Annotated in this window: 24 protein-coding genes and 1 tRNA gene; 16 read left to right on the top strand and 9 right to left on the bottom strand. The window is 60.5% G+C overall.

Annotated elements, in window-relative coordinates:
* The first annotated feature begins 204 nt into the window (after window positions 1-204).
* Window positions 205-855: an RNA pyrophosphohydrolase gene (locus ACRWA7_RS30605; RefSeq protein ID WP_060858350.1), complete on the top strand. Its 651-nt coding sequence runs from the start codon at window positions 205-207 to the stop codon at window positions 853-855.
* A 135-nt stretch (window positions 856-990) separates the two neighbouring features.
* Window positions 991-1,545: a CNP1-like family protein gene (locus ACRWA7_RS30610; protein ID WP_060858351.1), complete on the top strand. Its 555-nt coding sequence runs from the start codon at window positions 991-993 to the stop codon at window positions 1,543-1,545.
* Window positions 1,546-1,612: 67 nt separating this feature from the next.
* Here the strand turns inward: ACRWA7_RS30610 and proB are convergent, their stop codons facing one another.
* From proB to rplU, 4 genes are all read right to left on the bottom strand, one after another.
* A complete protein-coding gene (proB, locus tag ACRWA7_RS30615; RefSeq protein WP_060858399.1) occupies window positions 1,613-2,731 on the bottom strand; it encodes a glutamate 5-kinase in 1,119 nt (372 codons plus the stop codon).
* Window positions 2,732-2,802: 71 nt separating this feature from the next.
* On the bottom strand, window positions 2,803-3,942 hold the full coding sequence (gene obgE / locus ACRWA7_RS30620) for a GTPase ObgE (RefSeq protein WP_438394366.1): 1,140 nt from the start codon (window positions 3,940-3,942) through the stop codon (window positions 2,803-2,805).
* A gap of 179 nt (window positions 3,943-4,121) precedes the next feature.
* Window positions 4,122-4,382 carry a 50S ribosomal protein L27 gene (gene rpmA, locus ACRWA7_RS30625; protein ID WP_056354760.1) on the bottom strand — a complete coding sequence of 87 codons (261 nt, stop codon included), beginning with the start codon at window positions 4,380-4,382 and terminating at the stop codon, window positions 4,122-4,124.
* 40 nt (window positions 4,383-4,422) lie between these two features.
* Window positions 4,423-4,737, bottom strand: a complete 315-nt coding sequence (gene rplU / locus ACRWA7_RS30630) for a 50S ribosomal protein L21 (protein WP_056354755.1) — start codon at window positions 4,735-4,737, stop codon at window positions 4,423-4,425.
* A gap of 267 nt (window positions 4,738-5,004) precedes the next feature.
* On the opposite strand from rplU, the gene ACRWA7_RS30635 reads away from it, so the two are divergent.
* From ACRWA7_RS30635 to ACRWA7_RS30655, 5 genes are all read left to right on the top strand, one after another.
* The gene (locus tag ACRWA7_RS30635) at window positions 5,005-5,997 is read left to right on the top strand and encodes a polyprenyl synthetase family protein (RefSeq protein WP_060858353.1); all 993 of its coding nucleotides are present in this window, start codon (window positions 5,005-5,007) and stop codon (window positions 5,995-5,997) included.
* A gap of 31 nt (window positions 5,998-6,028) precedes the next feature.
* Window positions 6,029-6,105 (top strand) — tRNA-Pro (locus ACRWA7_RS30640).
* Window positions 6,106-6,593: 488 nt separating this feature from the next.
* A complete protein-coding gene (locus ACRWA7_RS30645; RefSeq protein WP_438394370.1) occupies window positions 6,594-7,754 on the top strand; it encodes a glycosyltransferase family 4 protein in 1,161 nt (386 codons plus the stop codon).
* A gap of 240 nt (window positions 7,755-7,994) precedes the next feature.
* A complete protein-coding gene (locus ACRWA7_RS30650) occupies window positions 7,995-8,396 on the top strand; it encodes a DoxX family protein (RefSeq protein ID WP_438394373.1) in 402 nt (133 codons plus the stop codon).
* A gap of 15 nt (window positions 8,397-8,411) precedes the next feature.
* Complete coding sequence (locus tag ACRWA7_RS30655; protein ID WP_438394376.1) at window positions 8,412-8,921, top strand: M48 metallopeptidase family protein; 510 nt, start codon at window positions 8,412-8,414, stop codon at window positions 8,919-8,921.
* Between the two features lie 6 nt (window positions 8,922-8,927).
* Here the strand turns inward: ACRWA7_RS30655 and ACRWA7_RS30660 are convergent, their stop codons facing one another.
* The gene (locus tag ACRWA7_RS30660; RefSeq protein ID WP_438394378.1) at window positions 8,928-10,469 is read right to left on the bottom strand and encodes a DHA2 family efflux MFS transporter permease subunit; all 1,542 of its coding nucleotides are present in this window, start codon (window positions 10,467-10,469) and stop codon (window positions 8,928-8,930) included.
* Between the two features lie 151 nt (window positions 10,470-10,620).
* On the opposite strand from ACRWA7_RS30660, the gene ACRWA7_RS30665 reads away from it, so the two are divergent.
* Entirely contained in the window at window positions 10,621-11,064 is a 444-nt protein-coding gene (locus ACRWA7_RS30665; RefSeq protein WP_060858357.1) for a MarR family winged helix-turn-helix transcriptional regulator, read from the top strand.
* Window positions 11,065-11,176: 112 nt separating this feature from the next.
* On the top strand, window positions 11,177-12,460 hold the full coding sequence (gene cls, locus ACRWA7_RS30670) for a cardiolipin synthase (RefSeq protein WP_438394381.1): 1,284 nt from the start codon (window positions 11,177-11,179) through the stop codon (window positions 12,458-12,460).
* A 9-nt stretch (window positions 12,461-12,469) separates the two neighbouring features.
* Here cls and ACRWA7_RS30675 read toward each other — a convergent pair whose 3' ends face one another.
* Window positions 12,470-13,732: a CaiB/BaiF CoA transferase family protein gene (locus tag ACRWA7_RS30675; RefSeq protein ID WP_438394383.1), complete on the bottom strand. Its 1,263-nt coding sequence runs from the start codon at window positions 13,730-13,732 to the stop codon at window positions 12,470-12,472.
* Between the two features lie 181 nt (window positions 13,733-13,913).
* Here ACRWA7_RS30675 and ACRWA7_RS30680 point away from each other — a divergent pair, with 181 nt between their 5' ends.
* The 4 genes from ACRWA7_RS30680 (at window position 13,914) to ACRWA7_RS30695 (ending at window position 16,308) form a co-directional block, all read left to right on the top strand.
* The gene (locus ACRWA7_RS30680; RefSeq protein WP_438394386.1) at window positions 13,914-14,282 is read left to right on the top strand and encodes a COG4315 family predicted lipoprotein; all 369 of its coding nucleotides are present in this window, start codon (window positions 13,914-13,916) and stop codon (window positions 14,280-14,282) included.
* A 120-nt stretch (window positions 14,283-14,402) separates the two neighbouring features.
* Window positions 14,403-14,921, top strand: coding sequence for a sigma-70 family RNA polymerase sigma factor (locus ACRWA7_RS30685; RefSeq protein WP_060858360.1), 519 nt, complete (start codon window positions 14,403-14,405; stop codon window positions 14,919-14,921).
* Complete coding sequence (locus ACRWA7_RS30690) at window positions 14,918-15,712, top strand: anti-sigma factor family protein (RefSeq protein WP_060858361.1); 795 nt, start codon at window positions 14,918-14,920, stop codon at window positions 15,710-15,712. Before ACRWA7_RS30685 ends, ACRWA7_RS30690 begins: the two co-directional genes overlap by 4 nt.
* A gap of 74 nt (window positions 15,713-15,786) precedes the next feature.
* Window positions 15,787-16,308, top strand: a complete 522-nt coding sequence (locus ACRWA7_RS30695; RefSeq protein ID WP_438396835.1) for a YbhB/YbcL family Raf kinase inhibitor-like protein — start codon at window positions 15,787-15,789, stop codon at window positions 16,306-16,308.
* Between the two features lie 24 nt (window positions 16,309-16,332).
* Here the strand turns inward: ACRWA7_RS30695 and ACRWA7_RS30700 are convergent, their stop codons facing one another.
* The 3 genes from ACRWA7_RS30700 to ACRWA7_RS30710 all read right to left on the bottom strand — a co-directional run bounded on the left by ACRWA7_RS30700 (window position 16,333) and on the right by ACRWA7_RS30710 (window position 19,603).
* Entirely contained in the window at window positions 16,333-17,835 is a 1,503-nt protein-coding gene (locus ACRWA7_RS30700; protein WP_438396836.1) for a glycosyltransferase family 2 protein, read from the bottom strand.
* 5 nt (window positions 17,836-17,840) lie between these two features.
* Window positions 17,841-18,443: a cytochrome b gene (locus ACRWA7_RS30705; protein ID WP_060858363.1), complete on the bottom strand. Its 603-nt coding sequence runs from the start codon at window positions 18,441-18,443 to the stop codon at window positions 17,841-17,843.
* A gap of 167 nt (window positions 18,444-18,610) precedes the next feature.
* Window positions 18,611-19,603: a LysR family transcriptional regulator gene (locus tag ACRWA7_RS30710; protein ID WP_438394389.1), complete on the bottom strand. Its 993-nt coding sequence runs from the start codon at window positions 19,601-19,603 to the stop codon at window positions 18,611-18,613.
* A gap of 121 nt (window positions 19,604-19,724) precedes the next feature.
* On the opposite strand from ACRWA7_RS30710, the gene ACRWA7_RS30715 reads away from it, so the two are divergent.
* Genes ACRWA7_RS30715 through ACRWA7_RS30725 form a run of 3 tightly spaced genes read left to right on the top strand, consistent with a single transcriptional unit; the run spans window position 19,725 to window position 23,806 of the window.
* Complete coding sequence (locus ACRWA7_RS30715; protein ID WP_438394392.1) at window positions 19,725-21,083, top strand: MFS transporter; 1,359 nt, start codon at window positions 19,725-19,727, stop codon at window positions 21,081-21,083.
* Window position 21,084: 1 nt separating this feature from the next.
* Window positions 21,085-22,098 (top strand): hypothetical protein, encoded by a 1,014-nt coding sequence (locus ACRWA7_RS30720; RefSeq protein ID WP_438394395.1) that lies wholly within the window; start codon window positions 21,085-21,087, stop codon window positions 22,096-22,098.
* Between the two features lie 46 nt (window positions 22,099-22,144).
* Window positions 22,145-23,806: a tannase/feruloyl esterase family alpha/beta hydrolase gene (locus ACRWA7_RS30725; protein ID WP_438394397.1), complete on the top strand. Its 1,662-nt coding sequence runs from the start codon at window positions 22,145-22,147 to the stop codon at window positions 23,804-23,806.
* The last annotated feature ends 31 nt before the right edge of the window (window positions 23,807-23,837 follow it).

Here is a 23,837-nt window from a genome sequence, read left to right on the forward strand (position 1 = left end):
GTCAGCCTGAATGGGCGTTGCCGGCCCAGTCCTGCTGAACGTGCGGAACAAGTGAACGACGGGATAGCGATGCGAGGCGCTGACAAGCACCGCCCGCCTCAACGCCCACGCGAAACGAACGCCCGAATTCGGGTTCGTGCCGGTGCGCCAGGCCCGTTATCTGTTTATAATCAAAGCAATTTTAAAGGATTCGAAGGTGGTTGTATGCTGGATCGTGAAGGCTTTCGCCCGAACGTCGGCATCATCCTCTTGAACGCGCACAACGAAGTGTTTTGGGGCAAGCGGCTGCGTGAACATTCCTGGCAGTTTCCGCAAGGGGGCATCAAGTACGGCGAAACCCCTGTGCAAGCGATGTATCGGGAGTTACACGAAGAAACCGGTTTGCTGCCGGAACACGTGAAGGTCGTGGGTCGAACCCGCGACTGGCTGCGTTATGAGGTGCCGGACAAGTTCATCAAGCGCGAGGTGCGCGGGCACTATCGTGGACAAAAACAGATCTGGTTTTTGTTACGCATGGTAGGCCGCGACTGTGACATTTGTTTGCGTGCGACTGATCATCCGGAATTCGATGCCTGGCGGTGGAACGAATACTGGGTCCCGCTCGACGCGGTGATCGAGTTCAAGCGTGATGTATATCAGCTTGCGCTCACGGAACTTTCTCGCTTCCTGAGGCGCGCCGCCGTGCGCGCCGAGCGCGCGGAACATTTGGCGCGTCACGCCAACCGGTATCCGCGCGTGATTGGGAGCATGACCATGGAGGACGCGTCCGTTTCTGCTAACGGCCAAGTCATTCAGGCAGAATGTTCGGTGACCGAAGAGCTGCATATCTACGCACAACGTCCTTTGCGGGATTAGGACGTGTGTCATTCAAAGCGGCGGTGCGGCAACGCGCGCCGCTTTTTTTCATGCGGCGTCGGAGATGGATCTCGGATACTCGCGAGATCCGATTCATTTGCAGGCGCTTCTGCATCAACCTCAGGGATTCAAGAATTGAAAGCCATTGCATTGTTCGCGGCATCCGCGGCAGCCCTTGCCGTGCTCGCCGGCTGCGGCAGTTCGAAGCCGACCAACAAGGACGACAGCGCGTTTGTCTATTTGATGGACCGCAAGCCGAACTGGACCGAAAACAAGGTCGAGACCATTCCGCCCTTGCCGCAGCAGGCCGACCTGGTGCCGTTCAACGTGTCGCAAAACACGCCGCTCAGTTTTTTCATCGATAAAAACTCGCTCAGCGTCGGCGACGACGGCGTGATCCGCTACACGGTCGTTGTGCAGAGCCCGGCCGGCGCGCGCAACGTGAACTACGAAGGGATTCGCTGCGACAACTACAACTGGCGCTTGTACGCGAGTATCAACGAGGATCAGAACGGTTGGGATCGCGCGGTGGAAAGCGACTTCGCGCGCATTGAAAACGGCGAGTTGAACGCGTATCACGCGGCGCTGTACCAGGACTACTTCTGCGCGAACAAATTGCCGACGGGGTCAGCGAAGCAAATTTTGTCGAATATCCAGATGAAACGGACGGCGGTGTCGAACTATCACTGAGTTTGACAGAATCAACGCCGTTTAAACAAAAAAGCCGCCAAATGGCGGCTTTTTTAACGACAACGGCTCAGGCAAGCACCAGATTGTCGCGGTGGATAAGTTCGGGCTCCAGCATGTATCCGAGCACCGTTTCAATTTCGGTACTTGGTTTGCGCTGAATCAAACGCGCCTCCGAACTGCTGTAATTCGTGATCCCGCGCGCCACTTCGCGTCCGTCAGGATTCATGCACGCAATGACTTCGCCACGTGCAAACGCGCCTTGGACGTCGACTACGCCGATTGGCAGCAAGCTTTTGCCGCCTGCCGTGAGTTTCTCGACCGCGCCGTTGTCAATGACAACGTGCCCGCGCACTTGCAGGTGATCGGCCATCCATTGCTTTCGCGCCGCAATACGCGCAGTCCGGGCAACAAGCTGCGTGCCGATCATTTCGCCTGAAGCAAGCCGCGTCAGGACATCCGATTCGCGTCCGCTCGCAATCACAGTGTTCGCGCCGCTATGCGCCGCACGTTTCGCTGCAAGAATCTTCGTAAGCATGCCGCCGCGCCCGAGGCTGGAACCCGCGCCGCCTGCCATGGCTTCGAGTTCCGGCGTTCCGGCGTCGGCCTGTTCCACCAGCGTGGCCATGGGATCGCGGCGAGGATCGGCGGTGAACAATCCACGCTGGTCGGTGAGAATAACCAGCGCGTCGCCTTCGATCAGATTCGCGACCAGCGCACCGAGCGTGTCGTTGTCGCCAAATTTGATTTCATCGGTGATGACCGTGTCGTTTTCATTGATGATCGGCACGCAACCGAGGCGCAGCAAGGTGAGCAGCGTTGAGCGTGCGTTCAGATAACGTTCGCGATCAGCCAGATCGGCGTGGGTCAGCAGGATCTGCGCGGTCCGTATGCCGTGCTTTCCGAAGCTGCTTTCATAGACTTGCGCCAGACCCATTTGTCCTACCGCCGCCGCGGCCTGCAGTTCGTCGATCTCGCGCGGCCGTTTCGTCCAGCCCAGCCTGTGAATTCCCTCGGCAATCGCGCCCGAACTCACCAGGATGACTTCCTTGCCCTGCCCGCGCAAAGCAGCGATCTGCGCGGCCCAGCGCTCGATGGCCGCGTGATCGAGCCCACGGCCGTCGTTTGTCACGAGGCTCGATCCCACTTTCACTACGAGTCGCTTCGAAGCAGCTATGACGGAACGCATCTGACGCATTTCTCCTGGGATTTGCTTCGAATTGGCTCGGAATTTGGCTCGACAGCCACGGGCCGAATTTCTTACGCTTCGTCTTCGTCTTGGTCGTCTGCGGCGATTTCCGGCGCGGGTTGAGGCGCGATGGCGGCGGGTTCATCGCGGAAACGCACGTCGGCGGCGAGATCTTCGGCCTCGGCGGCACGCGACGCGTCCGAATTCTTCGAGATGTAATCGAAGATGGCGTACGTCAGTCCTTCACAACCCTGGCCTGTCAGCGCCGAGATTTCGAACACCGGGCCGTCCCATTCGTAGCGTTTGATAAAGTCCGCGACGCGCGCCTTGCGCTCGTCCTCCGGCACCATGTCCAGCTTGTTCAACACGAGCCAGCGCGGTTTTTCATACAGCGCTTCGTCGTACTTGCGCAGCTCGTTGACGATTGCGCGCGCTTCCTGCACGGGATCGACGGCTTCGTCGAACGGAGCGAGATCCACGAGATGCAGCAGCACGCCGGTGCGCTGCAAATGCCGCAGGAATCGGTGACCCAATCCCGCACCTTCAGCCGCGCCTTCGATCAGACCCGGAATGTCCGCGATCACGAAGCTCTTTTCCGGCCCGACGCGCACCACCCCAAGATTCGGCGCAAGCGTGGTGAATGGATAATCGGCGATTTTCGGCCGCGCGTTCGATACCGACGAGATAAACGTCGACTTTCCGGCGTTCGGCATGCCGAGCAGGCCGACGTCGGCGAGCACTTTCAGCTCAAGCCGCAGCATGCGCCGGTCGCCAGGCTTGCCTTCCGTCTTCTGGCGCGGCGCGCGGTTCGTGCTCGACTTGAAATGCAGGTTGCCGAGACCGCCCGCGCCGCCATGCGCAATCAGTACGCTCTGGTTGTGCTCGGTCAGATCGGCGATCAGTTCGCCCGTTTCCGTATCCGCGATGATCGTGCCGACCGGCATGCGCAGGATGATGTCGTCGCCACCCTTACCGTAACAGTCGGCGCCGCGGCCGTTTTCACCATTGCGGGCCTGGTGCTTCTTGGCGTACCGGTAGTCGATCAATGTGTTGATGTTGCGATCCGCGACCGCATACACGCTGCCGCCCCGGCCGCCGTCGCCACCGTCCGGTCCGCCGAACGGGACGAACTTCTCGCGCCGCATCGACGCGCTGCCATCCCCTCCGTCGCCGGCGATGACTTCAATTCTCGCTTCGTCAATGAACTTCATGAGTTGCTCCGTCCCGTGTTTCAGCGATGTTCCGCTATTTTGCCGCGACCAGCCGATGCCAGCCACTAGACCATTCGATATATGTCACTACCTGACCGCGTAAAAAAGCAGCCAATAAAAAAAGCCCCGCGAACTTCGCGGGGCCCTTTCCGGTCCTGAAGCCCGTGCCTGAATGTTGCTCAGGCAGCCGGGACTACGTTGACCAGATGCTTCTTTGCAGCGCCCTTCGTCGTGAACGTGACGTGGCCGTCCGTCAGCGCGAACAAGGTGTGATCCTTGCCAATGCCGACGTTGTCGCCCGGGTGCATGCGCGTGCCGCGCTGGCGAACAATGATTCCGCCGGCGTTGATTGCCTGGCCGCCATAAACCTTCACGCCGAGGCGCTTTGATTCTGAGTCGCGACCATTGCGGGATGACCCGCCTGCTTTTTTGTGTGCCATTTGATAGCTCCTTGACCGTTTGGCTTATCGACTCAACGCTTTAAGCAGCGTTGATAGCGTCGATACGCAGTTCGGTATAGTTCTGGCGATGGCCAGCGTGCTTTTGGTAGTGCTTCCGGCGACGCATCTTGAAGATCGTGACCTTCTTGTGACGACCCTGGGACACGACGGTACATGTGACGGAAGCCCCACTGACCAGCGGTGCACCGAATTGAATCGATTCACCTTCGCCTACTGCGAGAACCTGGTCGAGCGTGATTTCAGCGTCAATGTCTGCCGGTATCTGTTCTACTTTCAATTTTTCGCCGACAGCAACCTTATACTGCTTGCCACCGGTTTTTATGACCGCGTACATTGAGAACCTCACTCTGAATTCATTTTTCCGCACACCGTGCGCGAAAACGCGTGATTATACAGAGAGTTAGGCTCTCCGTCAAAACCCTTCTTGATCGCAAAAAGGGCGGCGCTGCGCCCAGACGGGGCAATGCACACGCAATATTATCCTGACCAATACCGGGATCCGCCGCATGCCAGCTCTCGTGCGGGCAGTCCGGGACGTCTATTAGAGGCGTCCATCGGCCGATTCGCCTTATAATTCGCGGCACTATCCTAATTGCCGATCATGTCGTCCACTGCCACTTCCTCCCCAAACGCCGCCAACGTGCTCGAGCCTATCGCCGAGGACATGCAGCAGGTCAATCGCGTCATCCGGCAGCGCCTGGCATCCGAAGTGATGCTGATCAACCAGATTTCCGAATACATCATCGGGGCCGGCGGCAAACGGCTCCGTCCCGCGCTGCTGCTACTCGTGGCGGGCGCGCTTGGAGACACCACTGGTCACCGGCATGAGCTGGCTGCGGTGGTGGAGTTCATCCATACGGCGACCCTGCTGCACGATGACGTCGTCGACGAATCCGATCTCCGGCGCGGCCGCAAGACCGCGAACGCGCTGTTCGGCAATGCGGCGAGCGTGCTTGTCGGCGACTTTCTTTACTCGCGGTCGTTCGAAATGATGGTCGGCGTAGGCAAGATGCGCGTGATGGAGATCCTTTCGGTCGCGACCAACGTGATCTCCGAAGGCGAAGTGCTGCAGTTGCTCAACATGCACGACCCGGATGTAGATGAAGCGCGGTACATGCAGGTGATCCGCTACAAGACGGCGAAGCTTTTCGAAGCAGCGGCGCAGCTTGGCGCGGTGCTGTCCGGGTCGGACGCCAAGACGGAGGCCGCCGCGGCGGAATTCGGGCGGCGCATTGGCACGGCGTTCCAGATCATGGACGACTGGCTCGACTACACGGGCACGGCGGAATCCATGGGGAAAAACGCGGGCGACGATCTGCGCGAAGGCAAACCCACGCTTCCGCTCATCTACTTGATGGAGCACGGCACGGCGCAACAGGCGGCGCTTGCGCGCGAGGCTATCGAACAAGGCGGCACCGATAAATTCGATACTATTTTCGAAGCCATTACCACCTCGGGCGCGCTCGATCACACGCTGAAATGCGCGCGTCAGGAAGCGCAGGCGGCGGCAAACGCAATTTCTGCGTTTCCAGATTCCATTTTTAAAGAGAGCCTGCTAGAATTATGTTCTTACTCGACGGCAAGACAGTCCTGAAAAGGAAACAAACCGTCTCTGAGTGAATATTCGGGGTGTAGCTTAGCCTGGTAGAGCGCTACGTTCGGGACGTAGAGGCCGGAGGTTCGAATCCTCTCACCCCGACCAGAATTATCCTTGTTAGATCGAGGTAAAAACCGCCCAGCTTGCTGGGCGGTTTTTGTTTTTGGGGCTCCTCTTGCGGCGTCTTATAGCAAGACATCCAACCGCCTCATCACGCCAATCAGGACTGCATGCCTACACGGTCCGTCCCCAATCAAAGATAGCTCAAAATCGGGATCATCAGCGCTCTGTAGTTCCACCGCCGTAGAAGCTCGCGCGTCAGCTCCATTTCCTTTAACCAGCTGGTTGTAGCTAACAACCCACTTCTGGCTGCGCCGAGTAAGTGGATTGATCGTGGTAAGCACACGATAGTGGCAAAGGACACAGCAGAAACTCACGCGTCACGCCGGTCCGCTTTCTCATAATGCTTGTTATAAGAAACGAATCGTACGGTTGGTTTTACGTGCGCCAAGTCACATTCGATTTCAATTGTTTTAATTACAGTCCCATCTTGATCCGAGCGCATGAACGAGAGAGGCAGGGAGTGTTGTGGAATGAAGACTGAACGAGGCGAAATAAAAGCATCGCTGAAAATCATCCATCTTGCCAATCATGTTCTAGAGATCGGTAATGGCATCGTGAACGTTGTGATAGACCTTGCTTGCAGCCAGGCCGACGCCGGGCATGATGTGGTTGTTGCAAGCGCCGGCGGGGAATATGAAGCCGTTCTCGCCAAGCATGGCGTAAAACATGTCCACCTTGAGCAGAAACCCCAACTACATAAATTGCCAAGCATGTGCCGGAAGTTCGATGAGCTTGTGGTGCGTGAAAAGCCGGACGTCGTGCATGTGCACATGATGACCGGAGCGCTGATCGCCAAGATCGTTCGCCTGTGGCGTTCCTATCGCATTGTCAGCACCGTGCACAATGAATTCCAGCGCTCCGCAAGGCTTATGGGCGTGGCCGATACCGTTGTCGCAGTCAGCGCCGCCGTCGAAAAGGCAATGATAAGACGCGGCATACCCGCGGCCCGCATGCGCAACATCGAAAACGGCACAATTGACTCCCCTCGCCGCATGCAAAGCGTCGAGCGTCCAGCGGTTCCAGAGCTGGTCCATCCAAATGTCGTCACTATTGCGGGCATGTACCGCCGCAAGGGCATTGCCGTGCTGATGGATGCGTTCTCACGCATCGAACGCAGCAAAGGCGCGCATTTGTACCTGATAGGCGATGGCCCTGATCGCGCGGAGTTCGAACAGTTGATGCTCAAGTACGCCATGTGCGACCGGGTGCATTTTCTCGGTTTCCAGACGGACGCTGCGGCGTTCCTTAGACAAACCGATATCTTCGCGCTCGCTTCGTTCAATGATCCATGTCCGCTCGTCATAAGCGAGGCACGCGAAGCCGGCTGTCCTATCGTTGGCTCGAGCGTGGACGGCATTCCGCAGGCGCTGGACTTTGGCGAGGCGGGCCTCCTTGTGCCCCCCGGTGACGTTGGCGCACTTGCGGGCGCGCTGGATACGTTGCTCACGGATTCAGCAGTGCGTGCGGACTGGGCGGATCGAGCAAAGGCAAATCTTGACCGGCTCCGCGTGAGCCGAGTGAGTCAGGACTATCTCGCGATTTATGAGGAAACCATCGGACGCGAGCCGTCGCGCATAGCCACGAGCAACGGACGTTCGAAAACGGCCTTGGCGGAAACAGAAACGGTCTGAGCCGCGGTCTGAGCCGAAATCCCCGCTGCAATCCGCTCGTCTGGCGATCGGAGAAATTTTTGTCCGACCGCTTTATCTTCTGCAACGCGCACATCACAGGCGACAAAACCAAAGGCCGCCGCGCTTGTATCGCTTCGCTCGATTTGCAGGCGCAGTTCGCCAGGCCTCTCCTTGTTTTGAGACCGGCTTCTATTCATGCGAGTATCGTGTAACCCTTTTCTGCCTCTCGCAGGACATGTCATGGGTTTATCGAGACTTGCATCGCCGCCAGTGTCAAACGCGCGCCGCCTAGCGCTTGCGTTCGTGTTCCTCTGGTTTGCGATCGGCGGGATCTGCCATTTCCTGCTAACGCCTTTTTTCGTGCAGATCGTGCCGCCGTTCGTACCCGCGCCCATCGCGGCCGTGATTATCAGCGGGGTTTTCGAATTGCTCGGCGCCGCCGGAATCACGATCAGACGCACGCGGTCCATGGCGGGAATCGGGCTCGCGCTCCTGACCATCGCGGTGACGCCGGCCAATATCTTCATGCTCCAGCACGCTGAACTCTTTCCCGGCATTCCCGTATGGCTCCTCGTTGCGCGTTTGCCGCTTCAGCTCGCGCTGATCGCGTGTATCGTGTGGAGCACGCAACGCAGTCATTAAGCAAGTGGTATCGCCATGCTTCCTCTGAAATACCTGAGCGCCTATCCGCAAACGCTTCAGGACAAGGTTCGCAAACTGATCGCCGACGACAAACTCGGCATGTATCTCGCCGACCGGTATCCACATCGGCATGCCGTGCAGTCGGATCGCGCGCTCTATGAATACACGACCGACCTGAAGCAGGAGTTTCTGCGCGTGGCGCCAGCCATCGATAAAGTCATGTACGACGCCAAGCTGGACGTGGTGCGGCATGCGCTCGGCCTGCATACGGCCATATCGCGTGTGCAGGGCGGCAAGCTCAAGGCGAAAAAGGAGATCCGCGTGGCGTCGCTTTTCAAGGAAGCGCCGCCGGAATTCCTGCGCATGATCGTTGTGCACGAACTCGCGCATCTGAAGGAAAGCGATCACAACAAGGCGTTTTATCGGCTGTGCGAATTCATGCAGCCCGGATATCACCAGATCGAGTTCGATCTGCGTGTGTACCTGACGCAACGCGACCTCGTGCGCGATTCTTCCATCAAATAGTTTTTGTCAGTCCGCCGCTGCGTGCACGAGGGTTTCGCCCGGCACCGGCCGGGCTGGCCGGATCAGCAACACGAGCGGCACCACCAGCAAGGTCGCGACGAACATCAGCTTGAAGTCGTTCAGGTACGCGATCATCTGCGCCTGCTGGTTGATGGTTTGATCCATCAGCGCGAGACTCATCTGCGAACCGCCTTGCAGCATGGGTTGCATCGATGGATTGAAAACGTTCACATTCGCCGCGAGATCGGCGTGCGCGACCTGCGTGTTGCGCGTCATCATGGTTTGCACGATCGATATGCCAATGCTGCTGCCAATATTGCGCATCAGGCTATAGGTCGCGGTGCCATCGGCGCGGAGTTCGGGCGTCAAGGTTGAGAACGTCAGCGCGCTCAGGGGCACGAATACGAAACCCAGGCCGAAGCCCTGGATCACGCCGGGCCAGACAATGTCGGACACCGAGAGCACCAGCGTGTATTGCATCATCTGCCATAGCGCGAACGCCGAAATCAGGAAGCCTGCGAGCAGGAGCAGCCGCGCGTCGGTGCGTCGAAGCATGCGTCCCGCGATCAGCATGGCGAGCATGGTGCCCGCGCCACTCGGCGCGGTGACAAGGCCGGTGGTCGCGACCGGATAGTTCATCAGGTTTTGCAGCATCGGCGGCAAGAGCGCGCGCGTGGCGTACATCACGGCGCCGATCACGAAAATAAAAAATACGCCGGTCGCGAAATTCCTGTCCTTCAGCAACTCGTATTTGAAGAACGAGCGCTTGCCCGCCGTCGCGGTGTGCGCGAGGAAAAAGATAAAACTGAGCGCCGCGAGAATGGCTTCAATACGAATTTCGAGCGAACCGAACCAGTCCAGTTGTTCGCCACGATCCAGCATGGCCTGGAATGCGCCGATCGCGATGCCGAGCGTGGCGAAGCCGAATGCATCGAACTTCACGCCATGCTTTGCGGCGCGCGCTGGCAGGAAAGTAAGCACGCCAAAAAGCGCAAACGCACCGATGGGCACGTTGATGAAAAACACCCAGCGCCAGTTGTAGCTGTCCGTGAGCCACCCGCCGAGCGTTGGCCCGAGGATCGGCCCGACCATCACGCCCATGCCCCAGACGGCCATCGCCTGGCCCTGCTTTTCACGTGGATTGATGTCGAGCAGGATGGATTGCGAAAGCGGCACGAGCGATGCGCCGAAAATGCCCTGCAACAAGCGCGACGCAACGATCTGCGCAAGCGTTTCCGATAAGCCGCACAGCGCGGACGCAACCGTGAAGCCACCGATCGATATGATCAGCAAGCGTTTCGTGCTCAGGCGGTCGGAGAGCCAGCCGGTAAGCGGCGTGGCGATGGCGGCGGCCACGATGTAGGACGTCAGCACCCACGTGATCTCGTCCTGCGACGCCGACAGCGTGCCCTGCATATGCGGCAACGCGACATTGGCGATTGTGCTGTCGAGCGTCTGGATCAACGTGGCAAGCATGATCGAGATGGTCAACATGGGCCGGTTGAGCGGCGCGTCAGCGGCGCCCAATGGCGTTGATTCAGAGGACATTCAGACGCCGGATCGTGGGATCAAATAATAAGCATGCTTATTATAACGACGCTCATAATTGTGACAAGAGATCAAAAACCCGGACAAACCCGTACGCCTCAAACACGCCTTTACTAGCGGTGGACGCGAGCATCTTTCGTATAATCAAGAAATGGAAACGCATCTCGACAAGCGCTTTGGCTTTTTGATTTCGGACGTGGGGCGCTTGTGCAGCAAGCGCTTCGACGAACTCGCGAAATCGTCCCTCGATCTCACGCGGGCGCAATGCCGCGCGCTCGCGTATCTGTCGCATTTCGGCGATGTCAACCAGGCGCGCCTCGCCGACCTGCTGGAAGTCGCGCCCATATCGGCGGGTCGTTTGCTCGACCGCATGGAAGAAGGCGGCTGGATAGAACGCTTTTCCAATCCCGACGACCGTCGCGAGCGCACTGTGCGAATGACGGCGAAAGCCGAAGGTGCGCTCGGGAAAGCGCGGCGTGTAGGCGACGCGGTGGCGACCGAAGCGCTTGCAGGCCTGGACGCGCAAGAACGTGCGCAATTGATCTCATTGCTGCGCCGCGTTCGTGTAAACCTGAGCACGATCGTGGACGAGTAATAAAAAACCGCAATCCTGTGCAGGAGGTCCGGCTCTTGCTACAGGGCGTGTCGAACGTCCCGTGTCAGCTCGCGCGTGGGCACGTCCACGCCGCCCTCTTCCGGAATCCCACATGCTCCTCTTCGCCATACCGGTCACGGTTCTCGTTACGCTGATTGTCGTGGTGATCCTGGCGAACTTCGTGAGCGGCGAAAAGAAGGTCGAACACAATATCGACCGGTTGTATTCCAGTGACGATCCCCAGTTCATCCGCTCGATGAGCTTGCTGCTCGGGCCGCCGGTGACATCGGGGAATCAATATCGCGTGCTGCTCAACGGCGACGAAATCTTTCCATCGATGCTCGAAGGCATCCGCTCGGCCCGGGAAACCATCACGTTCGAGACATTCATCTACTGGTCGGGGGAGATCGGGGCGCAGTTTGCGTCGGCGTTATCGGAGAAAGCGCGCGCGGGCGTGGCCGTGCATGTGCTGCTCGACTGGATGGGCTGCAAGAAAATGGACCGCAAGTATCTGGACGAACTGCGTCAGGCCGGCGCCGAAGTCGTGCAGTACCACAAGCCGCACTGGACCGGCCTCGGGCGTATGAACAACCGGACGCATCGCAAGTTGCTGATCATCGACGGGCGCACGGGTTTCACCGGCGGCGTGGGCATCGCGGAAGAATGGACGGGCCACGCGCAAAACGAGAAACACTGGCGCGATACCCATTTTCGCGTGGAAGGTCCGGTTGTCGGGCACATGCAGGCCGTGTTCATGGACAATTGGATCAAGGCGACCGGCAACGTGCTGCACGGTCCCAAGTATTTTCCCGATGTCAAGCCATTGCCAAAAGGCGAAGCGAACGACGGCGTCGCGCACATGTTCAGCAGTTCGCCCACACACGGCGCGGACGACATGGAATTGATGTATCTGATGGCGATCACGGCGGCGTCGGCGAGTATCGACCTGGCGAGCGCGTACTTTGTCCCGGATGGCCTCGCGATCAACGCACTGGTGGAGGCCGCGCGGCGCGGCGTGAAGGTGCGCATTGTCACGCCGGGAAAGCGTATCGATACCCACACCGTGCGCGAAGCGTCGCGCGCGTGCTGGGGCGATCTGCTGGCGGCGGGCGTGGAGATCCACGAATATCAGCCGACCATGTTCCATTGCAAGCTGCTCGTGGTGGACGAGTTTCTTGTGTCGGTGGGATCGACGAACTTCGACAGCCGCTCTTTCAAGCTCAACGACGAAGCCAATCTCAATATCTACGACCGGACGTTCGCGCAGCAGCAAAGCGCGATCTTCGACGCCGATATCGAACGATCGCAACAAGTCACGTATGAGGACTGGCTGAAGCGGCCGGCTCTGGAAAAGCTGATCGAGAAAGCCGTGCCGCTGCTCGACTGGCAACTTTGATGTGCCGCTTCATGCGCCAATCACGCCGGCCTGAACCAGTTCACTGATTTTTGCATCGTCGAGACCCAGCAGCTCGCGTAATACCGCGTTCGTGTGCTCGCCGAGCATCGGCGGCGCGTGGTCGTATTGAACCGGCGTGGCCGACAGGCGCAGCGGGCTCGCCACTGTAGGCGCGACACCCGCCACGGGATGCGCAATCTCCCGCGCTGCCCCGCGATGCACAGCCTGCTCCGAACCAAACGCCTGCTCGATATCGTTGATCGGCCCGCACGGCACGCCGCACGCTTCGAGCGCCTCGACCCAGGCGTCGCGCGTGCGGGTCGCGAACACCGCCGCCAGTTGCGGCAGCAGTTCCGCGCGATTCACGCTGCGCCCGCTGTTGGTGGCGAAACGTGAATCGATGGCGAGTTCCGGCAGGTTCATGGCCGTGCAGAGCGCGCGGAACTGGCCGTCGTTCCCGCACGCGACGATCACGTGTCCGTCGCTCGCCGCGAAAGTCTGATACGGCACGATGTTCGGATGCGCATTGCCCATGCGCCGGGGCGCGACGCCAGTTGTAAGGTAGTTCATCGACTGGTTGGCGAGCATGGCGAGCTGGCAGTCGAGCAACGCAATATCCAGATGCTGTCCGAGTCCGCTCTTTTCGCGCTCCATGAGCGCCGCGAGGATGCCGGTGGTCGCGTACATGCCGGCCATCAGGTCGGTCACGGCCACGCCGACTTTTTCGGGACCGCCGCCGGCCACGCTGTCGGGCTCGCCGGTGATGCTCATCAGGCCGCCCATGCCCTGGATCAGGAAATCGTAGCCCGCGCGTTGCGATAACGGCCCGCTTTGACCAAAGCCCGTCACCGAGCAATACACGAGGCGCGGGTTAAGCGCCGAGAGACTTTCATAGTCCAAGCCATATTTCTTCAGGCCGCCGACCTTGAAGTTTTCGACGACCACGTCGCACGATTTCGCGAACTCACGGATCAGCGCGGCGCCCTCGGGCGAACTCATGTCGATGGCGACCGACTGCTTGTTGCGATTCGCGCAGAGGAAATAAGCGCTCTCCGAAGTGTCGCGGCCATCGGCGTCACGCAGGAACGGCGGGCCCCACGTGCGGGTATCGTCGCCCGTGCCGGGCCGCTCGATCTTGAACACTTCTGCGCCCAGGTCCGCGAGGTTCTGCGTGCACCAGGGTCCCGCCAGCACCCGCGATAAATCCAGTACACGAATGCCATCGAGTGGACGCTTTCTCGGCGCCGATGAGTTCTTGCTGTCCTGCACCATTTAAGCTCGCCTGTTTCGGAGTTACGGGGACGTATCGATTGTAGCGACCTGGCGATTTCGCCTTGAGGAGAAAACCTGCCCGTCTTTTCAAAAACGGACCAGAATATTTGCAGCTCGCCGGAATATTGCGCGAGCGGCGTTCGTTTATATCCGTACATCCCAAAATGGAAGAGACATGCAAATGAAAACCCAACTCCCGATGCTTGCCGCAGCACTCGCCGCCACGTTCAGCCTGAGCGCGCATGCCGCGCCGCCAATGGCCGCGAACGGCATGTACACCGACGCGAAGGGCATGACGCTCTATACCTTCGATAAAGACACTGCCTCCGGCCCAAGCGCCTGTTCGGGCGGCTGCGCGCAGGCATGGCCGGCAGCGGCGGCCGATGCATCGGATCAACCGCAGGGCGACTGGACCGTCGTGTCTACCGCCGACGGCGGCAAACAATGGGCTTACAAGGGCAAGCGGGTGTACACGTTTGCAAAGGACACCAAACCGGGCGACGCGAAAGGCGAAAACTTCAAGGACGTCTGGCACACGGTCAAGCAATAAGGGCCGCATTAAAGCTGCATAAAGCTGCACGAGACCCGCATAAGGGCGCGAACGAGACCAACAACGACGGCGGAACAAATATCCGCACACCAAACCTGAACATGTGATGAGCCAAGGGCGTTGAGCTTCGATACCGATCTCGTTGGGATTCTGCCGCAGTTGCGGCGCTACGCGCGCGCGCTGACGGGCGATCGCGCCTGGGCGGACGACCTCGTGCAGGACGTCACCGAGCGCGCGCTCGGCCGGTCTAACGCGTTTCGCGTGGGCAGCAATCTGCGCGCGTGGCTCTTCACCATCATGCGCAATCTTTACATCGATCAATTGCGTGGCAGGCGGGATATTGCCGTGGACGACGAAACCGCGCCGTGGCGCCAGATGGCCGCTCCAGTTGGCGAAGTGGACGGCCTCGTGCTGCGCGACGTGCAACGCGCGCTATATTGTCTCCCGGTCGAACAGCGCGAAGTCATGCTGCTCGTGTGCGTGGAGGACATGAGTTATCAGGAGGCGTCGGCGGTGCTGAACGTGCCGGCCGGAACGGTGATGTCGCGCCTTTCCCGCGCACGCGAGCACATGCGCGTATTGCTCGGTGAGGAACCTGGCCGCAAATCGGCATCGTTGAAAATCGTGAGTGGCACATGACTAAACCCGAACAGCCGGAACACCCGGAATCGAACGCTTCAGCCGATGAGCTGCGAGCGCTGTCGGCGTTTATCGACGATGAATCGACGGACGCCGAGCGCGCCGAGACCGCCGCGCGCATTGCCCGCGATCCAGCCAGCGCCGCGACGGTGGCGGCGTATCGCGCGCAGGACAACGCGTTGCGCGCCTTGTTCGCCGCGACTACCGATCAGGAACCGCAAGTGGTCGTCGTGCGCCCGCGCCGCCGTTATCTCATGGCGGCGAGCTGGCTGGCGGTGGGAATTGCGTGCGGATTTCTGATGCACATGCTGCTGCCGGTGATCGATCGCGACCGGCCGGCGCCGACATTCGCGCAGCGCGCGGATATTGCTTATGCGGTGTACGCGCCCGAACAGCGGCATGCGGTGGAAGTGGCTGCGTCGCAGGAAGATCACCTGGTGACGTGGCTTTCCAAGCGGCTCAACCGGACGCTGACCATTCCGTCGCTGCACGAATATGGCTTCGAACTGGTCGGCGGCCGCTTGTTGCCGGGCGAGGACGGTCCGGCCGCGCAATTCATGTATCAGAACGCCAGCGGCGAGCGCCTCACGCTTTACATGACGAGCAGCACGGGCAAGCGCCGCGAGGAATACGCCATCCGCATGCTGCGCGACGGCGCGCGGCGCACGTTCTACTGGACCACGGAACAAGCGGGTTATGCGTTATCGGGCCAGATTGGCGAGGCGAAGCTGCGGGCCATCACCTTCGATACCTGTGCCGCGTTAGGCGGCGATCCGAAAAAATGGCAGTGAGAATCAACGACCAGTAAACAATAAGCAGGGAAGACAAGATGCACAGTTTTCGACGCAGCACGCTGTTCCGTTTCATGACGATATGCGCAGGGATCGGCCTGAGTTGCGCCGCCCTCGCCGATGAACGATTCACCCTGAGCTCACCCACGCTTTCCGATAACGCCACCCTCGATTCGCGTCACGCGGCGAGCGCTCAGGATTGCGGCGGCGGGAACGTCTCGTTGCCGCTTGTGTGGCGCAACGCGCCGCAGGGCACCAAAAGCTTTGCCGTGACAATCTACGATCCCGATGGCGCCAAGGGGCTGGGCATCGTACATTGGGTCTTGTACGGCATTCCGGCGTCCGTCACCACGCTTGCAGAAGGCGGGCCGCCGCCTGCGGGGAGTATTGGCGGGATCAACCGGACGGGGAAAAATGGCTATTACGGACCCTGTCCGCCGCGTGGCGATGCACCTCATCATTATGTGGTGCAGGCCTACGCGCTCGATATTGCCGGGGACGCCATGCCAGCCGCGCTCACTCGCGACACGCTGATTGCCGCGATGAAGGATCACGTGCTGGCATCGTCGAGCATGGTGGTTCGCTACGCTCGCTGAGATGTAACCCCGGCCTCGCGGCGTTCAGGCTTCGTCCGCCGCCGCAAGTCCCGCGCGCGTCTGCACGCCCCACGCGCGCGAACGTCCGAGAAAGTCCACCCAGCCCAGCGCCGCGCCCGTGTGGCGCAGCAACTGGAACGTGAACGGCTCGACGACCGCCGACACCACCGCCATCCACAAACTCGATCCGGCGGTGTCGCCAGTCCATCGGCGATACAGGTGCACGGTCCACAGGTGGAACGCGAAATCGAGCAGGATCTTTGCTCCGATCACGCTGAAAATAGGCAGCACGACAGCGCCGCGCCGTTCCACGATAAACCCGATCAGCAACGCAAACGCCGTCAGGCCGTAGATTGGCTGCAAGGTATCGAACGCCTTGACAGGCAGCATCAGCAGGCCGAGCGTGCCGTATCGGCGATTGCCGGTCATGTCGCGGTTCCAGTATTGCGTTTGCAGGAAACCCGCGAACCAGCGGCGGCGTTGACGCATGAAACCGCTGAACGAACTCGGCGCGTCCGTGATCGCGTGCGCGTTGCCCACCACGCGCACATCCCAGTCGAGGCCGTGATCCACGGCATGACGTCGTAACCGGTGAATCAGTTCGTAATCTTCGACAAGACATTCGGCATCGAAACCGCCGACCGCGACCAGCGCATCACGCCTGAACGACGCAAACGCACCCGAAATCAGCAGCAGGCTGTCGGCACGCATCCATGCAAACCGCGAGATGAAGTTGCGGATGTATTCGTAGGTTTGAAACCACTGGAAAAAGCGCCCGCTGAGCGTCTTGCTGCACACCGGAACCAGAATACCCGCCGCCGCCACGAGGTTCGGACGCGCGGCAAACGCGCTGCGCATGGCGAGAATGGCGTCGTCGGCGAGCCGTGTATCGGCGTCGCAGGTCATTACGATTGGCGTGCTGATCTTTTCGATAGCCGCGTTCAGCGCCCGCGCTTTTCCGCCGTGCGCAACACGCAGCCAGAACAGATTTGGATGCGTAGTCGATGCCGCGCTCAACTCGCCTTCCGCCGGCTTGACCAGGCCGAAACGCTGCGTGAGAAGCTCAGCGGTGGCATCGGTTGAACCATCGTCGGCAATCACGATTTGCGCCGCGCTGTGGGTTTGCCCAAGCAACTTGGCGAGCGTGTTCGGCAACACGGCGGCTTCATTATGCGAAGCCACGATCACGCCGAGCGCGGGTAACCCGTGTTCGAGCTGCTGCCGGTCGAGCGGCTTGGGCCGCTTCACCAGCGTCCAGGACTTCGCTCCGACGAACATCAGCAATAAAGTGTCGTAGACAACGTAGGCAATCCCCGTTGACCATGCAACCACGCCGTGCAGGAAAAACGCGCGGGCGAACAGCACGAGCCAGAGCAAGATCACGCTGCCGTGAATCAGCACGCTGGCGAGCGTGACCGGGCGCGGGGCAATGCGGGGCGATGCTTTTGCAAGCGCCGCTTCGAGGGAACTTTGTGTTGATCGCGCCGCGTGTTTCGGTGCGATCGCTGGTGCGGCCTTGAGTTCCATGTCCATCACGGCACCATCCGCGAAATGACCGACTTACGGTCGATCCATTGATGCTTGAGCGCGCCGCCGACGTGCATGGCGAAAAGTGCATAAAGCGCGTAACCGAGCCACGCGTGCAATGCGCCAAAGCGATCGTGCAGCGTGTCTTTCAGCGCCGGATCGAGGTTCATCACGTAGCCAATGCGCGGCCACGGGATCAGGCCGAACAGGTGCATGGGATGCGTGGCCGCCCCGTTCCACGCCGAATCGTGCAGCCAGCCAGAGAGCGGCAACCCGATCATCAGCAGATACAGCAGGAAATGCGCAATATGCGCGGCGACGTGCTCCCACTTCGGGAACGTCCGGGGAAGCGGCGGCGGCCGATGCGACACGCGCCACAAAATGCGCAGCAGCACCAGCCCAAGCACCGTGATGCCAATGGATTTGTGCGTATCCACAATGGGCCGGATCCAGTTCTCTGGAAACGATTCCGCGGTCAGTCCGAGAACGACGTTGCAAATGATCAGCAAGGCGACCAGCCAGTGCAGGACCATTGCGGTGCGCGTGTAGCGCAGCGGCGCCTCGGTTTCGGGCAGCTTTGACGCCACGTTCGTAGCTTGCGTGGACATTGGAACTCCGTGCGGAAATGGGGTTGTTCGAGCGTTTTTTATTGGCGGTTCTGCTACACCTTTGCACTTGATTCGCGCATGCAGCGTTGCAGGACGACACCCATCAAACGCGCCATCACGACCATTTATTCCCTGGCATTTCGCCAATTCTGAGGGAAAACACGGAGTTATGCCTGCACTGGCTTTATCGGGCGCGGCGCGGAAAATTTCACGCCGTTACAGCGCGTTGATTCCGCCGATACAAACTCCAGAACCGACTGCGCAAACCGCGCCGCCGCCGGGTTTGCGGAATGACGGTGCGTGACGAGATGCAGCGGGGCGGAAAACGCCTCGTCGCCGGCAACCGCGCAATACACGACGCTTTCCTGCTGGTATCGCTGCATGGACGCCGGCACGAGCGTGATGCCCGCGCCTGCCGCGACGAGGTTGATCGCGCTCGACATGCGCGGCACTTCGCTGACCACGTCCGGCTTGAAACCCGTCGCCTCGCACGCGCGGATGAAGTCGGCATACATGCCAGGCGCACCGGGACGCCGCACGAAAATGAAAGGCTCGCCAGCGAGGGCTTTCAATGGAACCTGTGGTTGCGCGTCCTGCTTGCGTTGGCGCGGACCTTTTGGATGCGCCAGCAGCGCATGGCCGGCCGGCAGCACCAGCACCATGCGTTCCTCGTGCAGCAGGTCGAAGCGCAGTTCGGCGGGCGTTTCTATAGGCTTGCGCAAAATGCCGGCATCGATACGCCCGCTCACCATCCGTTCGATAATCCCCGCCGCATTGATCTCGTTCAAATCGATGGCGATATCCGGATGTGTCGCGCGAAACTGGCGGATCGCGGCCGTTGCAAGCGGATGGAACGCCGCCGAACTCGTCAGCGCGAGTCGCACCGATCCCAATTGCCCGTTCGCGACGCGGCGTGCGTTTATGACGCCTCGGTCGAGTGCGTCGAGCACGGCTTGTGCATCGACAACAAAGGCCGCGCCCGCCGACGTCAATTCGACACCGCGCGGCAACCGCGTGAAGAGCGCGAAACCAAGTTCCCGCTCCAGTTCCTGAATTTGCTGCGATAACGGCGGTTGCTGGATATGCAGCCGTGCCGCCGCGCGCGTGAACTGGCGTTCTTCCGCCACGGTCAGGAAATATCGCAAGTGACGCAACTCCATGGCCATCTCCACATATTCATCAAGTATGGCAATGCCATCTCATATGTATTTTACATTTGCCAACCTGTTTCGTACTCTTCGCTCAAATACAAACTAAATGCACGGAAGATTCAGGAGACGTATGGAAACGACCTTTCCTTCAGGTTCGGACTCAGCCGCGGGCGGCTTTGCGTCGGCGTCCCCGCTGAGCAAATCGCAAATTCGCCGCGCCGTGCTGGCGTCAGTGATCGGCAACGGGCTGGAGTGGTTCGATTTCCTCATCTACGGGTACTTCGCCAAGATCATCGCGCACGTGTTTTTCCCGGTCGGTAACACGGTGCTTTCAACCACGCTGACGCTTGGGACATTTGCGGTCGGCTTTATTGTGCGGCCGCTCGGCGGCATTGCGATTGGCGCCTACGCGGACCGCGTCGGCCGCCGGCGCACACTTTCCATGCTGATCCTGCTGATGGCCGCAAGCACGTTGCTGATGGGTCTGACGCCGGGATATTCGACCATTGGCATTGCCGCGCCGCTGCTCGTTTTGCTTGCGCGCGTGCTGCAAGGTTTGTCGGTTGGCGGCGAGTTCGCTACCGCCGCCGCGATGCTCACCGAGTACGCCCCGCGCGGCAAGAAAATGTTCTTCGGCAGCTTTCAGATGACGTCGCAGGGAGTGGCGCTGCTGCTGTCGTCGGCGTGCGGTTATTTGCTGACGACGAATCTCGATCGTGCATCGCTTGAATCGTGGGGCTGGCGCGTGCCGTTCCTGCTCGGCGCGCTGGTCGGGCCGGTCGGGTTCTATATCCGGCACAAGGTCGCGGAGTCGCCGGAGTTCGTGGAATTGCGCGAACGGCTCGGCCATGCGCCGCGCCAGACCATTCGCGGCTTCTTCAAACAACACGGCGATGCTTCCTTGTGCGCGATGGGCGTGATCATCGTGGGGACGGCAACGAATTATCTGTGGCACACGTTCTTGCCGCTTTACGTCGAGCGGCAGTTGCACCTGCCACTCAAGAACGCGTTGATGGGGACCGCGGTATCGGGACTGATCACCATCGTGGGGTATCCGCTTGCGGGGAAACTCGCGGATCGGATTGGCGCGTTTCGGCTGTTCTTTCCGGTGACCATTGTGTGGATCGTGATCGCGTATCCGCTGTTCGCGTGGGTGCTTGCTTCGCCCACGCCGGGACGCGTGTTCGCCGCGCAAATGGTTGCGACAGTCGTGCTCAGCCTGATGTCAGGGCCGCATCCCGGCATGCTTACCCAGCTTTTCCCCACGGCGACGCGCTCCACCGGCGTGGCGCTTTCGTACAACATCGCGGTCACCTTGTTTGGCGGCCTCGCGCCGCTGACCGTGTCCACGCTGATTACCGTGACCGGATCGAACATTGTTCCGGCGTACTACCTGATTTTTGCAGGCGTCGTGTCGCTCGCGCTGGTCGGGCTGACCCGCTCCGGGCAGCGCTTGCGCCGCGATCCCGAAGCCATCGCGGCGGAATGAAATGACCTTGTTTTTTGGCAAACCCCGTAACGAACGACCCGTCAGCGCCGTTGGCAACGCGTGGTTGCGCGTTACCACGCCGCGCGGGACCGGCACGGTGCCGTTTTACCGTTCGATGGAAGAACGTGGTGCGGCCGATATATCGCGCATCGTGATCCTGTTGCACGGCCGTCTGCGCGATGCCGACGCTTATTTGCTCTCGGCGCAAAACGCGCTGGCGGCGGCACTGACCGATCCTGCCCGCACCTTGTTGCTGGTGCCGCAATTTCTCGCCACCGCCGATATTGAAGCGCATGGCCTGCCAGCGGACGCGCTGCACTGGGAATGGACGTCATGGATGGGCGGCGACGACGCGCTTGGTCCTGCGCCGATCAGTTCCTTCGATGTCCTCGATGCGTTCATCGAACAATTCGCGGATCGCTCACGATATCCGGCGCTGCGGGATGTAGTCGTCGCGGGGCATTCGGGCGGCGCGCAGGTCGCGCACCGGTACGCAATCGTGGGCCGTGGATGCAGCGTGGCCGGCGTGCATTGCCGGTATGTGATCGCGAATCCATCGTCATATGTGTACTTCGATTCCATGCGCCCCGACGCCGAGGGCGTATTGCGTCCAGCCAATACGGATGCGTGTCCCGGCGTGGACGACTGGAAATATGGCGTGCTGCACGCGCCGCGCTATGTGCAGCCTGCACAGTTCGACACGCTCGAACAACGCTACGCCGCCGCCGATGTGATCTACCTGCTCGGCCAGGAGGATTGCGATCCGCGTCATGAAGCACTCGACCTTTCCTGCGCCGCAGCTGCTCAAGGTCCGCACAGGCTGGCAAGAGGGCGTTCGTACTTCGCATACCTCAAGTCGCGGCACGCAGCGCTCGTTCATCAGTGCTGGGAAGTGCCGGGCGTAGGCCACAACGGCGCAGCGATGCTCGGCTCGCACGAAGGCGTGCGGGCGTTGTTCGGCGTGAAAAGGTCAGCACAAGCTCCGAACGCATCCACCGCCGGCGCGACGGACTGACCCGTTTTTGCAAGGCAGCAGTTCATAAACATACGGAGACAGCATCATGAAAACCCATATGGCCGCTTGCGGCTTATCTCTTCTCGCCGCGACTTTCTATGGCTGCGGCGGTTCGTCATCTTCGGATTCGGGCAGCACGCCGCCGCCCACCGTCACCTCGTCCGCCGCGTGTTCCGCGCTGGGCGGGATGAAGATCGCGGCGGCGTCCATTGGCGCACCCAGCAACGGCGCGACGGTAGCACGTGCGACGCTGGTGGCGGCGTCTGCCACCTCCGGCGAGTACTGTCAGGTGAACGGCACGATTGCTCCTGTCGATGCAACCGCGCCGAACATCAATTTCGAAGTCAACCTTCCGACCGCATGGAATAACAAGGCGCTTCAGTATGGCGGCGGCGGCTTCGACGGCACGCTCATCACCGGACTTGCGGCGCTTGACATGGCGCCCTCGGGTTCATCCACACCGCTTGCCCGCGGCTACGTCACGTTCGGCGACGATTCGGGCCATCAGAGCAAGAGCATCACCGACGGTTCCTTTGCCGCCAACGACGAAGCGCTCGCCAACTACGGCGGCCTGACGCTCAAGAAAACACACGACGTCGCCCTGCTCCTGCTGAAGGCACGTTACAACACGACGCCCACGAAAACCTATTTCTTCGGCAGCTCGACCGGCGGCCGCGACGGCCTCACGGTAATCCAGCGCTGGCCGGCTGACTACGACGGCATTGTCGTGAATCGTCCCGCGCTCAACTACACCGGCCTGCGGCTTTCGAACGTCGTGCTCGGCCGCGCGCTCTATCTGAACGGCGGTGCCGGCTGGCTCGACGTCAAAAAGACCGTGCTGCTGCAAAACGCCGTAACCCAAGCCTGCGACACGCTCGACGGCGTGGCGGACGGCATCATTTCCAACGTTGCCGCCTGCAAGTTGCAAGCGCCTGCCGTGCTCGCCGCCTTGCACTGCGCGGCGGGAAAGGATACCGGCGATACCTGCCTCTCCGACGCGCAGATCGCAACCGTCAATACGATTGCTTCACCCATGCTGCTGCCCTACCCATTGGCAAACGGCGTCACCCGGTACGCCGGCTACAACATCCTCGCCGGATCGGTTTTTGCCGGCCCATACACCACGCGTGACTTTGGCACGTCTCCGACACCCGCCAACCCCGCCGGCAAGAACGACGCAAACCAGTGGGTCACCGGCGACCAATGGGTGAAGTACTTCATCACGCGCATTCCCACGTTCAATTCGCTCACTTTCGATCCACTCAATCCGGGCATGTATCAGGCGCAGGTTCAGCAGGTTTCCGCTGAAAGCGATGCCACCAATCTCGATCTCTCGGCGTTCATTGCCAAGGGCGGCAAGGCGATCATCACCCACGGTCTCGCCGATGAAATCGTCAGCACTGACTCGTCGGTCGACTATTACAACGCTTTGGCACAGAAGTTCGGCCAATCCTCCGTCGATAATTTCGTGCGTTTCTATCTGATGCCGGGTGTCGGCCACGGCACCGGCCCGTTCCTGCCCCAAGTCGATTCGCTCGGAGCACTGGAACAGTGGGTGGAAAACGGCACGGCTCCGGGCACGCTGACGATGTCCGATTCCACGCCCGCCACGCTCGGGCGTTCGCGACCGCTCTGCCGTTATCCGACGTGGCCGAAATACAATGGCGGCGACGTGAACTCGGCGACCAGTTTCACCTGCAGCCAGTAGCGAATCGGCAACGCAGGGGGAGGATGGGCCG

Source organism: Caballeronia sp. DA-9 (assembly GCF_051615025.1).
Taxonomy (GTDB): Bacteria; Pseudomonadota; Gammaproteobacteria; order Burkholderiales; family Burkholderiaceae; genus Caballeronia; species Caballeronia sordidicola.

Bases quoted from the DNA above. Each gene is read 5' to 3' on its own strand.
- ACRWA7_RS30700 (WP_438396836.1), bottom strand. From the start codon at position 17,835: ATGGAACTCAAGGCCGCACCAGCGATCGCACCGAAACACGCGGCGCGA.
- ACRWA7_RS30660 (WP_438394378.1), bottom strand. From the start codon at position 10,469: ATGTCCTCTGAATCAACGCCATTGGGCGCCGCTGACGCGCCGCTCAAC.
- cls (WP_438394381.1), top strand. From the start codon at position 11,177: ATGCTCCTCTTCGCCATACCGGTCACGGTTCTCGTTACGCTGATTGTC.
- ACRWA7_RS30720 (WP_438394395.1), top strand. From the start codon at position 21,085: ATGACCTTGTTTTTTGGCAAACCCCGTAACGAACGACCCGTCAGCGCC.
- ACRWA7_RS30645 (WP_438394370.1), top strand. From the start codon at position 6,594: ATGAAGACTGAACGAGGCGAAATAAAAGCATCGCTGAAAATCATCCAT.
- ACRWA7_RS30710 (WP_438394389.1), bottom strand. From the start codon at position 19,603: ATGGAGTTGCGTCACTTGCGATATTTCCTGACCGTGGCGGAAGAACGC.
- ACRWA7_RS30635 (WP_060858353.1), top strand. From the start codon at position 5,005: ATGTCGTCCACTGCCACTTCCTCCCCAAACGCCGCCAACGTGCTCGAG.
- proB (WP_060858399.1), bottom strand. From the start codon at position 2,731: ATGCGTTCCGTCATAGCTGCTTCGAAGCGACTCGTAGTGAAAGTGGGA.
- rplU (WP_056354755.1), bottom strand. From the start codon at position 4,737: ATGTACGCGGTCATAAAAACCGGTGGCAAGCAGTATAAGGTTGCTGTC.
- ACRWA7_RS30695 (WP_438396835.1), top strand. From the start codon at position 15,787: ATGACGATATGCGCAGGGATCGGCCTGAGTTGCGCCGCCCTCGCCGAT.
- ACRWA7_RS30680 (WP_438394386.1), top strand. From the start codon at position 13,914: ATGAAAACCCAACTCCCGATGCTTGCCGCAGCACTCGCCGCCACGTTC.
- ACRWA7_RS30675 (WP_438394383.1), bottom strand. From the start codon at position 13,732: ATGGTGCAGGACAGCAAGAACTCATCGGCGCCGAGAAAGCGTCCACTC.
- ACRWA7_RS30690 (WP_060858361.1), top strand. From the start codon at position 14,918: ATGACTAAACCCGAACAGCCGGAACACCCGGAATCGAACGCTTCAGCC.
- ACRWA7_RS30650 (WP_438394373.1), top strand. From the start codon at position 7,995: ATGGGTTTATCGAGACTTGCATCGCCGCCAGTGTCAAACGCGCGCCGC.
- rpmA (WP_056354760.1), bottom strand. From the start codon at position 4,382: ATGGCACACAAAAAAGCAGGCGGGTCATCCCGCAATGGTCGCGACTCA.
- ACRWA7_RS30725 (WP_438394397.1), top strand. From the start codon at position 22,145: ATGAAAACCCATATGGCCGCTTGCGGCTTATCTCTTCTCGCCGCGACT.
- obgE (WP_438394366.1), bottom strand. From the start codon at position 3,942: ATGAAGTTCATTGACGAAGCGAGAATTGAAGTCATCGCCGGCGACGGA.
- ACRWA7_RS30605 (WP_060858350.1), top strand. From the start codon at position 205: ATGCTGGATCGTGAAGGCTTTCGCCCGAACGTCGGCATCATCCTCTTG.
- ACRWA7_RS30665 (WP_060858357.1), top strand. From the start codon at position 10,621: ATGGAAACGCATCTCGACAAGCGCTTTGGCTTTTTGATTTCGGACGTG.
- ACRWA7_RS30715 (WP_438394392.1), top strand. From the start codon at position 19,725: ATGGAAACGACCTTTCCTTCAGGTTCGGACTCAGCCGCGGGCGGCTTT.
- ACRWA7_RS30655 (WP_438394376.1), top strand. From the start codon at position 8,412: ATGCTTCCTCTGAAATACCTGAGCGCCTATCCGCAAACGCTTCAGGAC.
- ACRWA7_RS30705 (WP_060858363.1), bottom strand. From the start codon at position 18,443: ATGTCCACGCAAGCTACGAACGTGGCGTCAAAGCTGCCCGAAACCGAG.